The organism is Tolypothrix campylonemoides VB511288_2 (assembly GCF_045999855.1).
Lineage (GTDB): Bacteria > Cyanobacteriota > Cyanobacteriia > Cyanobacteriales > Nostocaceae > Scytonema > Scytonema bouteillei_A.
In genome coordinates, this window is record NZ_JBFPMW010000020.1 from 98,111 (window position 1) to 110,007 (window position 11,897).

Sequence of the window (11,897 nt, forward strand, 5' to 3'; positions counted from 1 at the left end):
TAAGAATTATTCAATATCACAAAGGTTAAATGCGAGTAGCGATCGCCGGAGCGGGTTTAGCAGGCTTATCCTGTGCCAAATATCTCACCGATGCAGGTTACACTCCAATCGTCTTAGAAAGCCGAGACGTGTTGGGGGGACTGGTAGCAGCTTGGAAAGACAAAGACGGCGACTGGTATGAAACCGGGCTGCACATCTTCTTTGGAGCATATCCAAATATGCTGCAGTTGCTGAAAGAGTTGGGTATTGAAGATCGACTGCAGTGGAAAGAACACACGTTGATCTTCAATCAGCCTGATAACCCAGGTACCTACAGTCGCTTTGATTTTCCTGATATACCAGCCCCTTGGAACGGCATAATCGCTATTTTACGAAATAACGATATGCTCACCTGGCCGGAAAAAATTCGCTTTGGCATCGGTTTGATACCGGCGATGATTCAGGGGCAAAAGTACGTAGAGGCTATGGATCGATACTCTTGGAGAGAGTGGATGAAAAAGCAAAATATTCCTCCAAGGGTAGAAAAAGAAGTTTTTATCGCCATGTCCAAGGCGTTAAATTTTATCAATCCAGAAGAAATTTCAGCAACAATTCTTTTAACGGCTCTCAATCGATTTCTTCAAGAAAGGTATGGCTCAAAAATGGCTTTTCTTGATGGTTCGCCAACAGAACGGATGTGCGAGCCGATGGTAGAATATATCACTTCACGAGGTGGAGAAGTTCGGTTGAATGCACCGTTGAAAGAAATTTTGCTGAACGAAGATGGCACTGTCAAAGGATATGTCATACGCGGGTTGCATGGAGCAAGCGATGAAGTGGTAACAGCCGATATGTACGTCTCGGCAATGCCAGTGGATGTCATGAAGGTGATGATGCCAGAACCTTGGAAGCAAATAGAATTTTTCCAAAAGCTAGAAGGTTTGGAAGGCGTACCGGTGATAAACTTACAGCTATGGTTTGACCGTAAACTAACAGATATTGACCAGCTGCTGTTTTCGCGATCGCCCTTGCTTAGCGTTTATGCTGACATGAGCAACACTTGTCGCGGGTATGAAAACCCCGATAAATCAATGCTGGAGTTAGTTCTAGCACCAGCAGCCGATTGGATTGCTAAATCTGATGAAGAAATACTACAGGCAACCCTTGCCGAATTAGAAAAACTCTTTCCCGACCACTTCATTGGAGACAATCCGACAAAGTTGCTAAAATACCATGTCGTAAAAACGCCGCGATCGGTTTACAAAGCAACGCCCGGTCGTCAGCAGCACCGTCCAGAACAAGTGACTCCAGTTTCCAACTTCTATCTAGCAGGTAGTTACACGATGCAACGTTACTTGGGGAGTATGGAAGGTGCCGTACTTTCTGGTAAGCTGACAGCGCAGGCGATTGCTGAAGCGCATCCAGTAGCAAAATCGTCAAGCCTGCAAATGCAAACCCTTCAGCCTGCAACGAATGCTGCAACTGCCTGATTCTCCCCCACGCCTGAAAACGTTGGTCTCGGTAGACGAGTCCTACGAACTTTGTCGCCAACTCACAGAAAAGTACGCCAAAACTTTTTACCTGGCTACTTTGCTAATGAGTAAGGTCAAGCGCAAGCATATTTGGGCAATCTATGCTTGGTGTCGTCGTACAGATGAACTAGTGGATGGTCCCGTTGCTGCTATCACCACACCGGAAACTTTGGATCGGTGGGAGCAGCAACTGAAATCTATTTTCGCAGGACAGCCAACGGATAATTTCGATGTAGCTCTTGTGGATACCCTTCAGTCTTGCCCGATGGACATCCAACCCTATCGGGACATGATTGAAGGTCAGCGCATGGATCTATACCGAAGTCGTTACCAAACCTTTGAGGAGTTGTATCTCTACTGTTACCGCGTCGCTGGTACTGTAGGCTTGATGTCAACAGCAGTTATGGGCGTGGATGCATCCAACCAATCAGCCCCTTGGTACAAAAGCAAGCCACCCTATAATCCTACGGAAGAAGCAATTTCTTTGGGAATTGCCAGTCAAATGACCAATATCCTGCGCGATGTAGGAGAAGACGCACGTCGGGGGAGAATTTATATTCCTCTAGAAGACTTAGCGAAGTTCAATTACACCGAGCAAGATTTGATCCAAGGTGTAATTGATGAGCGATGGCGAGCATTGATGCGCTTCCAAATCACCAGGACGCGCCAATTCTACGCAACAGCAGAAAGAGGAATCAGCTATCTATCTGCTGATGCGCGGTTACCCGTATGGGCGGCTCTCATCCATTACAGCGGGATTCTCAAGGTTATTGAACGCAGCGACTATGACGTGTTCAATCAGCGTGCTTACGTGCCGAAATTACAAAAGCTAAGTACTTTACCAGTGGCATGGTTGCGAGCACAAGTGTTATGAGGTTAGTCCTCGGTCATCGGTCATTTGTCATACAAAGGACAAGAGATCGATGACAAATGACAATTAACTATTGACAAGCCAAATTTTGTTCTGGTAACATTAGTATTCGTGACCCTGGAGAGGTGGCTGAGTGGTCGAAAGCGGCAGATTGCTAATCTGTTGTACGGTTCGTAAGGCCGTACCGAGGGTTCGAATCCCTCCCTCTCCGTTTTTCGCAAAAGAAAAATAAATTAAGAAAAGATACATCCTCCTATTGGGGGATATTGCTGTTATTATTTATCTTCTGGAGCCAATAGAAAAACTGACCTGACTTCAAAACAGGAATTGGAGACTGGGGAACAATCACCGATCGCCAATTGCTTTTTCATAAGTCCCGGTATACACAGTTAAAACGACTTCTGGAAATTTAGTCAAATTTTAATTTTAATATTCAGGCTCCTATTAAAGAAGAGGAGTGAAATTTACTGCATGAAAAGAACAAGCACAGCCTTAGCACTGGCTTTATTAACAACAGGCGTGGGTTTCCTGACAGCCGCTTGTGATACCCAAGCCCCTCAAACTCCAACAACTAGTAGTGGTAACACAACCCCAGGAAGCTCAAATACAACTGGTAGTGGTAGTGGGCTAAAAATAGGTTCCTTGCTCCCAGCAACTGGAGATCTATCCTCTATCGGGCAACAAATGATACCAGCAGTTCCCTTTTTAGTTGAGACAGTCAATGCTTGTGGCGGTGTCAACGGTCAACCCGTGACACTCATTCAGGTAGACGACCAAACCGATCCTAAAGCGGGTGCGATCGGTATGACAAAACTTGCAACTGTAGATAAGGTAGCGGGTGTGGTCGGTTCCTTTGCCAGCAGCGTTTCTACTGCTGCTGTCTCAATTGCTACTCAGAACAAAGTCATGCTCATTTCTCCCGGTAGTACAAGCCCCGTATTTACCGAACAAGCAAAAAAAGGAGAATTTAAAGGCTTTTGGGCGCGTACTGTTCCACCTGATAGCTATCAAGGACCAGCCCTAGCAACACTGGCAAATAAAAGAGGTTACAAGCGAGTTTCCACCCTCGTAATTAATAACGATTACGGCGTTGGTTTTGAACAAGCATTTGTACGAGCTTTTGAGAAATTGGGGGGAACTGTTGTTAACAAAAACAACCCAGTTCGTTACGACCCCAAATCAACCACGTTTGAGAGTGAAGCCGCAGCGGCTTTTGGGGGCAAACCGGATGCCGTTCTGGGAGTTTTTTATGTAGAAACAGGTAGCTTGCTTTTAAAATCAGCATACCAGCAAGGATTGCTCCAGGGGGTTCAGGTGATGCTGACTGATGGTATGAAGTCAGATGAGTTTCCCCAACAAGTTGGCAAAACAAACGATGGAAAATATATTGTCACTGGCGTAATTGGTACAGTACCGGGTTCTAACGGAAAAGCATTAGATGCTCTTACCAAACTTTGGCAATCGAAAAAAGGTGGTTCACCAGGAGAATTCGCTCCTCAATCATGGGATGCAACTGCTTTACTCGTACTAGCCGCACAAGCTGCTAAGGAGAACACAGGTAAAGGTATAGCGAACAAAATCCGTGAGGTATCGAATGCTCCGGGAGTGGAAGTCACAGATGTTTGTGAGGGATTGAAGCTACTGAAAGAAGGGAAAGATATTAATTACCAAGGAGCAAGTGGCAACGTAGATGTTGACGCAAACGGTGATGTCATTGGTATTTATAATGTCTGGAGTGTAGAAGCTGATGGCAAACTCAAAACCATTGACAAAGTAAGTCCGCAGTAAAGTAGATTACCAGTCAATCTGACTTTGAATTAAATGCACGATTAAGGTGGGCAATGCCCACCTGAGTGAGTCTTTATTTAACGACCAAAGAGACTGCCAAAGTTGTAACCAATTCCAATCGCCAAACCAACATCTGTATTATCAAAAAATGCTGCATTTACCGCAGCTGTTGCCGTAAACTGAGATGATATTGGTACGTCAATACCACCAGTTAGCAAGAAAGCAACATCAGCATCGTCGCTCGTTTCAATAGCGACACCAGCACCAAGATAAGGAGCAATAGGCAATGGTTCGGAGAAAGGATCTATCGACCTGAATGAAAAGTCATAAGTTACCGGAATGAGAATAGCTGTATCGTCTCCAATCACAACTGAGGGACGCGCAGATAAAACACGTGTCAGCCCGATTTTGCTGAGAACCATAAAGTTCCCATCGCCCAAAGCAGAGTCGCCACCCAAGCCGATGTTTCCTCCTATCCCGATATAGCTCGAGCCACCGCGAGTTCTTCGCCCTGGATCGACAGTCGTAATATCGGATTGTGCTACTTGAGAAGTAGATGGCTTAAGCTGCGTTTCTGTATTTTGGGGAGTGACAAGCACTGCTGATGATGTGAACGTCGTTCCCGGTACGGGAGTCACTACATTGTTAGAAGTTTCCGGTTGTGTGTGATTTTGTACTGGCTGCACCCGATTTAGCTCACCAGCAGATGCCACAGTATTTTCGGGAACAGAAGATTCCTGCACAGATGGAGTAAAAACATTTGGATAGAAGTTTTCTACCTCAACGGGTGTTGTTTGGGGAGATACTTCAGTTCCAGAAGATAATGTCAACTGCTCGCCGTTTGCAGTATCTGCTACTTGAGCAACAGCAGGCACGCTGACACCAAGAAGTGCTACAGCCGATAGACTTAGCAAGCAAAAAGCATTTTTACGGAAAAAAATAGTGTTCACAATCACTCCTCAAAAATATTGCCTGAAAAATAATTAACTTGTCAGATTTTCAGCCAACTTTTAGCAATATCCACCATTTAACACTAAAAAAATCATTCCATCATCCTCTATTGGATATGCCCGTGCAGAAATTTTCAATTATTTCAAGACCTTCTGAATGAAACCGCCTCTACATGGCATATAGTGAGGACTTTTTATCTTATTCAAGCGGTCTTGATTCTGAACGTTCTTACCTACTCATCAATTTGCCAAGAATCTTTGGTTACATTTTCATCTACAATTCTCCTGGGTTTTACAATCACAATGATTCTTCCCAAAAGAGGGACTTCTGGGGATGTTTCAAACCACTGAAAGTCTAATTCTCCAGAGTTATCTACTACAAAATAACTGTTTGAGTCCCATTCTCGTTGAGCGCGGTCTACAACTACCAACACTGGTTCTGATGGATTTTGGATCTGGTTGGGAAATTTACCGCTTTTACACAATATCGCCACGGGGTCTTCTGCACTTAGCAAGACTTGCCAGCCGGGTAAAGGAACCCAAGCTTGCTCTCCGGCAAATTTAACCATGCGAAATGGTTCTATCTCCTCAATGAGGGGTACTGCTTGCAAATCTTCTTGTGTCAGTGGTAGTTCACCAACTACTGGTATAGCACGAGGTAAGTCCGCTTCTGATTCCAAGCGATAAAAAGGCAGAGAAGGAGCGGGACGACTGGGAACAACGGTAAAATCGGTAAGTAATTGTTCGATTTGTTTCCGGGCGGTTTGCGAGTAGGCAAAGCGCAAACCTTTGGCAATCAAGCGAGAACGTTCTTGTAAATCTGTGTTTTGACGGGCTAACTTCCAAGCTTGATAGGCAACAGCATCGCCTGGATGATTCTCAAATCCCTCTGGTAGGGTACGGAAGCGAGAAAACTCTTTTATTGCCTTGGCGATTTCTTTTGCACCATCAACATCAATTTTATTTTGGAAGGCCAGTTCGGCTGCTGCTGTCCTTTCTTCTTGGGTTAGCAGGCGAAATTCATACAAAATATCGCTACCTCTGGTGGAGTAATGCGATCGCACTTCTGCTGGTGCATTTACTTTTTCTATAGAATTGTAAACTTGTGCGCCAACAGTGACTTGATTTTGTTGTACGGGCTCAAATCCAGTTGCTTCAAAAATTTCTTGTGGATTATAACCTAGTTTTTGCAGTTGGGCGATCGCAATTCCCCATTCCACCCAGTTACCTTGTTTTTGTCTGAGTTTTCTTAGCAACTCTAGGGCTACATCGTTGTTATTTGGCTCTTGAACATTAGGTGGTAAGTCAGTCATAAGTGTTTCAGCAAGCTTTTAGAGGAGAAGACTATATTAAAAATTTACAAGAAGAAAGCCAGAAGGTAGAAAGGAAGATGTTACCGAGCATTAATAAATATTAATAATACGTAAATTTACGCATGCAAAAAGTTGAATTTGTCTGCGATTTTTCTTGTAGTTTTTGTCAAAAGTGAGTATAACCAGTTCAGGTGCGATGAAATATTACTTATGCCTAAGATTGTGTTAAGTTTTAAGCCTGCTGAGTACAGAATATAACAAAAAATCAAGATTAAAAGGAATCTGTTTATGAATAATCCCCTTCCCGAATTAGATAAAATCCGCCGTCAACTCGTGAATGTAGAAAGCCGTAGAAAGGCAAAAATGCTAGTGGTTGACGACGAGCCAGATAATCTTGATTTGCTGTATCGGACTTTCCGCCGGGACTTTCAAGTTCTAAAAGCAGACAGTGGAGTGAATGCGCTGCAAGTGTTGGCATCAGAAGGAGAAGTCGCAGTTATTATCTCCGACCAGAGGATGCCAGAAATGAAAGGAACAGAGTTTCTCAGTAAGACCGTTCCTCAATTTCCCGACACGGTTAGAATTATTCTTACCGGCTTTACTGATATTGAAGATTTAGTAGAAGCAATCAACGCCGGACAAGTCTACAAGTACATTACCAAGCCTTGGGACCCCGTTGAACTCAAGGCAGTAGTACAGCGAGCAGTAGAAACCTATGAATTGCTAAAGCAACGGACTGAAGAATTGAGACGCGCCAATGCTCAAATGGGGTTACTAGCTGTCCTCGTACACGTGACTCAACAAGCTTCTAGCCTGGAAGCAGCACTCGATCCTATCGCCAAAGCATTCGGCGATAGTTTTTCTGCAGATGGGTGTATTTTGCAACTCGTAGAGGGTAAGGCTTTGATTGCAAAGCAAGGCACTTACAGCAATGGAGGAAGTTTAGAAAATTGGCTCGATCGCGACCCCCTGACAACAGAAGCCATTGCCAACCAGCAACTACAAGTTTCAGTCAATATACCCAACGATCAAAAGCTAGCTGGTGTTGCTCACTATCAGTCGAACAGCGTCCAAGCCCACTTGATTATCCCCATCACTTTTCGAGAAGAAGTTTTGGCGGTGCTGTCCCTACAATGGAAACAACCTTGCACTTTACGTGAAGATGAACTGAAACTGATTCATCTATCAGCACAACTAGTTGCGATGGCGCTGATTACCACTCGTCACTATCAACCGACTTAGTAAATCAGCAAAAGTCTTAGGAATTTCTAGGGGGAAAATTATTCCATATTGTGGGACGGAGAGGGACGTCCACACTACAACAAATGGTGGTCGTTACTGAATAAAACCCTTCTCTCAAAGGAGTTGGGAGCCCTTTCCTTTTGGAAGAGGGCTCCCAATGCAGTTTTCACGATTACAGTGCGCCCGCCTAACGCTACACAATGGTACGGATAGTTCGATGAGTTCTGCTTTATATTAACCAGACATACTAAGACATCCTTCAACAATTCTTGCTTCCACTAGCGCAGTTGGCTGCTTATCTCATACGAGAAGAGATACAGCAGATTTCAACTTGGTGAGGTACAAAAATTACCCCCCTCTGTCCCCCAAAGCATCGGGGGGATGAAAGGGGGGTGTACCTCACCGTTACTAGCCCCAATGCGTTGCATATTACTCCCTTTCCGCCATAAGACTACCGATCTTCTTCTCCTCTTTCCTCTGTGTCCTCTGCGCCTCTGCGGTTCATTTAATTAAGAAATCTTCGAGCGGGAAGGGAGTAAGTACAAATCCAGGTAAAACTTTTCCGCCTGAAAGAGTTTGAGGTAATTTTCAATTACCTTTCTGGAATCCCATACTACTATAATGTATCTAGAATAAACCCTCAATACTCCTCAGATAGTTGAAATGAAGTAGTAGCAAAAAACGGTTCCCAAAAACAATAGGGACTGACAACAGAATTTTTTGGCTTTAAGCAAAGTCTCACATCTTATAGAACGAGCGTTACCTTCGGATTGTCCGGCGTTGGCTGCGGAGGAAACCCTGCTCTAGCATTGGTCTCACCGCCTGCTTTCTCCTGACTCAGCGATCGTCATAGTATGGGGACAAATATTTACGTTATTGGATAGAAGCATGAATTATCCTCATCCCTAACTCTTCTTCCCGTGGGAGAAGGAAGAAGGGAATGGGTGGGGAAACTATGCACTACATAGTTTTATTGGGGTTTGGAAAGAATGCAGAAAAAATCAATATTGTTGGCTGAAAATTTGGGCTATGAACTTAGCGCAACTAGGGTCTTATTTAAAGGCGTTCATCTCAGCATTGCAGAGAAAGATCGCATTGCTTTAGTTGGTTCTAATGGAGTGGGAAAATCAACTCTCTTAAAAATCTTAGCCGCTCAACTTAATCCCACAACGGGTTCTATTACGCGTCAAGGCACAATATACTACTTACCGCAAATCAGCACTATTAAACAGGAGAGTAAAGCAGAAACAGTTCTTGATTTTTTAAGTTCTATTTCTGAGGAATGGTGGGATATTGAAGCCATTTTGGAAACACAATTCAATACCAATCTCGATTTATCCTTACCGCTTTTCAATCTTAGTGGTGGTGAACTCACAAAGTTATTCCTAGCTATTGGTTTAGCACAACAACCAAAGTTGTTACTGTTAGACGAACCAACTAACCATATGGATTTGATGGCGTTAGAAAGTTTAAAAGGCTTTCTCAATAACTTTGAAGGAGCATTTGTCCTTGTTTCGCACAAACCATTTTTCTTAGACCAAGTAACAGAAATAACTTGGGAACTCACACCAGAGGGAATCAAAGTTTATGGAGGTCATTTTTCTTTATACCGAGAACAAAAAGAAACAGAGTTAGAAGCAGCATTGCGATCGCATGAAGTTGCGAGAAAAGAACTCAAACGTGCTAAAGCCTCAGCATTACAAGAACAGCAAAGAGCAGCCCAATCCCGCAAAAGAGGTGAGCAGCTAGCAGGTAGCATTCCTAAAATTGTAGCTGGAATGATGAAACGAAAAGCAGAGGTAACAGCAGGAATTGCAAAACAAAAACATGAAGCCATTGTTGAGAAGGCAACACAGAAATTTACAGAGACAAAAGTCAGAACAGCAAAGGCTACAAGTATTCAATTGGAAGAAAGAAGTCAAAAACGGAGAAATCTTATTGATATTCAGGGTGCGAATCTTTGGGTAGGTGAAAGCTTGCTAATTAAAAACATTCAGCTTCATCTTTCTTCAGGCGATCGCATAACTGTAGCTGGTGCTAATGGTTCTGGCAAATCAAGTCTGGCAAAAGCTATTTTGCCTAAATTGGCAACAGATGATGCACGGTATTTAACCAATAAGTTATCGATAGAGCTTAAAGATAGCTCAACCGCTATACTGGCTTCAAGATCGACAACAAAAGCTGTATATCTCGACCAAACTTACGAAATCGTCAATCGTACTCAGACAATTCTCGAAAATATGCAAGCTGCTAACCCCAATCTTAGCTATCAGCTTTTGCGACAGCAGTTGGGACACTTCCTATTTAAATATGATGATGTCAACAAACCAGCATCAGTTTTAAGTGGGGGTGAATTAGCAAGGTTAGCGATCGCGATTATCAGTATTTCCGAAATCGATCTGCTGATTCTTGATGAACCAACAAACAATTTGGATATCGAAACCGTCAATCAAATGGTAGAAAGTCTTAATGAATATCAAGGTGCGCTTTGGATCATTTCTCACGATTTGGATTTCTTAAGCCGCATTGATATTCACCAAGCTTATAAGTTGAGCCAGCAAACCCTGCAAATGACCACATACTTACCCAGCAAACCCGAACAATATTATCAAGAGTTACTTACTAGCTAGAAGTGTTGAATGAGTCTCTTTTATTTTTGAACTGAGATAGGGCGGGTAATGCCCACCCTAGAATACTTAGTACTTACAATTTTTTATAAATTATCTATGCTTGTTATAAAGGACGACGCAATAGATAATTCTTTAACCTGTAGAGCTTGCTCTAGATGTATTTCTACCAGCAAAATTTTTAGATATGTAAAGATCTACCGTTTGACACATCTCCAAAATCCAAAGAATGTAAATTTTTGTACATTACGAGATGTATATTTTGAAACTTAAAATGCTAGGATTTTGTTTTAATGTACTTTAGTAGTGTTAATTTGATTGTCATTTTTATAAATTAACATTTTAAAAATTAACGTGAGTTCGACAGACCTCACACTCACTTCCTCTCATCAAACGGCAGAGGAAAACCAATCTTATCATCAGGGTTTGAAAGCCCTCTCTTTGCAGGGGAGGGGTTTGGGGTGCTGTCTGTTTTGACTTCAGTAAACTCGCGTTAATAATTAGGAGGTGATGAAAGTTGAAAAATATACAATACCATACAATCACCTTGTGGAAAAATTATTTAAATCAACTCTGGTTTCGTGTAGTTATTGCTTTTACTATTGCTTATATTATTATGGTAATAGCAAGTTGTATAGATAAATGGTCTAACAATCAAGAATTTTGTCGGATTAAAGAACCTTTACAAAATTGTTATTTCAGACAAGTAATTTCTATATTTGCACCAAGCAATATTGAAGGTTTTAGTATATTAACCGTAGCCATTTTATATATATTAGAAAGCCAAGAACGTCGCGAAAACAGAATATATGAGGCATGGCAAGTTGTTGATAATGCATCAGCGGCAAAAGTTTCTACTAGCTACGCTAGAATTAAAGCACTAGAAGATTTGAATAAGTACCGAGTTTCTCTGAAAGGAATTGACGTTCCTGGTGCTAATTTAAGTGAAATCAATCTTAGAAACGCCGATCTTAAAGAAGTTGATTTTAATGATTGCATCTTTAGTAATGCCAACCTTAGCAATGCCGATTTAAATGGTGCTAACCTCAGTGATGCCAATCTCATCTCCGCCAATCTCAGCAATGCCAATCTCTTTTTTGCCACCCTAAATGAGGCTAATTTAAGCGGTGCCAATCTTAATGGTGCTACACTTTTCTTTGCCGATCTCAACTGTGCCGATCTCTGTAATGCCAATCTGATTGGTGCTAATCTTAACAGTTCTATTCTTAATAATGCTATCCTGTTTTCAGCAGACCTAAGCAATGCCCAACTTTGGAGTGCCAATCTGAGCAATACCGATTTGAGTGATACCAACCTCAGCGGTGCTAATCTTAAAGAAGCTAACTTGAGTAGTGCTAATCTCAGTGGTGCTAATCTCAAAGGTGCTAACCTCAGCAGTGCTAATCTCCAAGAAGCGAATTTAAGCGGTGCTAACCTCAGTGGTGCTAATCTCAAAGGTGCTAACCTGAGTGATGCTGATTTCCGATCTGTTAAAAGTCTTGAAATAGAACAAATCAAGTCCGCTAAAAATTGGGAAAAAGCACTGTTTGATGAATTATGAATTATAAATTCTGAATTATGAATTGAAGGTTTGA

Annotated in this window: 8 protein-coding genes and 1 tRNA gene; 7 read left to right on the plus strand and 2 right to left on the minus strand. The window is 42.4% G+C overall.

Annotation, left to right across the window (positions count from 1 at the left end; translation table 11 throughout):
* Positions 1-29: 29 nt before the first annotated feature.
* From pds to AB0756_RS37605, 4 genes are all read left to right on the plus strand, one after another.
* Positions 30-1,469, plus strand: a complete 1,440-nt coding sequence (pds, locus tag AB0756_RS37590; protein WP_038073857.1) for a 15-cis-phytoene desaturase — start codon at positions 30-32, stop codon at positions 1,467-1,469.
* On the plus strand, positions 1,453-2,385 hold the full coding sequence (gene crtB / locus AB0756_RS37595; protein ID WP_038073860.1) for a 15-cis-phytoene synthase CrtB: 933 nt from the start codon (positions 1,453-1,455) through the stop codon (positions 2,383-2,385). Before pds ends, crtB begins: the two co-directional genes overlap by 17 nt.
* Positions 2,386-2,501: 116 nt before the next feature.
* A tRNA-Ser gene (locus AB0756_RS37600) sits at positions 2,502-2,593 on the plus strand.
* A gap of 260 nt (positions 2,594-2,853) precedes the next feature.
* Complete coding sequence (locus AB0756_RS37605) at positions 2,854-4,170, plus strand: ABC transporter substrate-binding protein (protein ID WP_038073863.1); 1,317 nt, start codon at positions 2,854-2,856, stop codon at positions 4,168-4,170.
* 77 nt (positions 4,171-4,247) lie between these two features.
* On the opposite strand, the gene AB0756_RS37610 is transcribed toward AB0756_RS37605, so the two are convergent.
* On the minus strand, positions 4,248-5,120 hold the full coding sequence (locus AB0756_RS37610; RefSeq protein ID WP_038073906.1) for a hypothetical protein: 873 nt from the start codon (positions 5,118-5,120) through the stop codon (positions 4,248-4,250).
* 233 nt (positions 5,121-5,353) lie between these two features.
* Positions 5,354-6,433 carry a RuBisCO accumulation factor 1 gene (locus AB0756_RS37615; RefSeq protein WP_038073871.1) on the minus strand — a complete coding sequence of 360 codons (1,080 nt, stop codon included), beginning with the start codon at positions 6,431-6,433 and terminating at the stop codon, positions 5,354-5,356.
* 288 nt (positions 6,434-6,721) lie between these two features.
* On the opposite strand from AB0756_RS37615, the gene AB0756_RS37620 reads away from it, so the two are divergent.
* From AB0756_RS37620 to AB0756_RS37630, 3 genes are all read left to right on the plus strand, one after another.
* Positions 6,722-7,675, plus strand: coding sequence for a response regulator (locus AB0756_RS37620; RefSeq protein WP_038073874.1), 954 nt, complete (start codon positions 6,722-6,724; stop codon positions 7,673-7,675).
* A 989-nt stretch (positions 7,676-8,664) separates the two neighbouring features.
* On the plus strand, positions 8,665-10,305 hold the full coding sequence (locus AB0756_RS37625) for an ABC-F family ATP-binding cassette domain-containing protein (protein ID WP_167844680.1): 1,641 nt from the start codon (positions 8,665-8,667) through the stop codon (positions 10,303-10,305).
* A gap of 514 nt (positions 10,306-10,819) precedes the next feature.
* The gene (locus AB0756_RS37630; RefSeq protein WP_050045762.1) at positions 10,820-11,863 is read left to right on the plus strand and encodes a pentapeptide repeat-containing protein; all 1,044 of its coding nucleotides are present in this window, start codon (positions 10,820-10,822) and stop codon (positions 11,861-11,863) included.
* Positions 11,864-11,897 lie beyond the last annotated feature (34 nt).

Bases quoted from the DNA above. Each gene is read 5' to 3' on its own strand.
- crtB (WP_038073860.1), top strand. From the start codon at position 1,453: ATGCTGCAACTGCCTGATTCTCCCCCACGCCTGAAAACGTTGGTCTCG.
- AB0756_RS37615 (WP_038073871.1), bottom strand. From the start codon at position 6,433: ATGACTGACTTACCACCTAATGTTCAAGAGCCAAATAACAACGATGTA.
- AB0756_RS37620 (WP_038073874.1), top strand. From the start codon at position 6,722: ATGAATAATCCCCTTCCCGAATTAGATAAAATCCGCCGTCAACTCGTG.
- AB0756_RS37605 (WP_038073863.1), top strand. From the start codon at position 2,854: ATGAAAAGAACAAGCACAGCCTTAGCACTGGCTTTATTAACAACAGGC.
- AB0756_RS37625 (WP_167844680.1), top strand. From the start codon at position 8,665: ATGCAGAAAAAATCAATATTGTTGGCTGAAAATTTGGGCTATGAACTT.
- pds (WP_038073857.1), top strand. From the start codon at position 30: ATGCGAGTAGCGATCGCCGGAGCGGGTTTAGCAGGCTTATCCTGTGCC.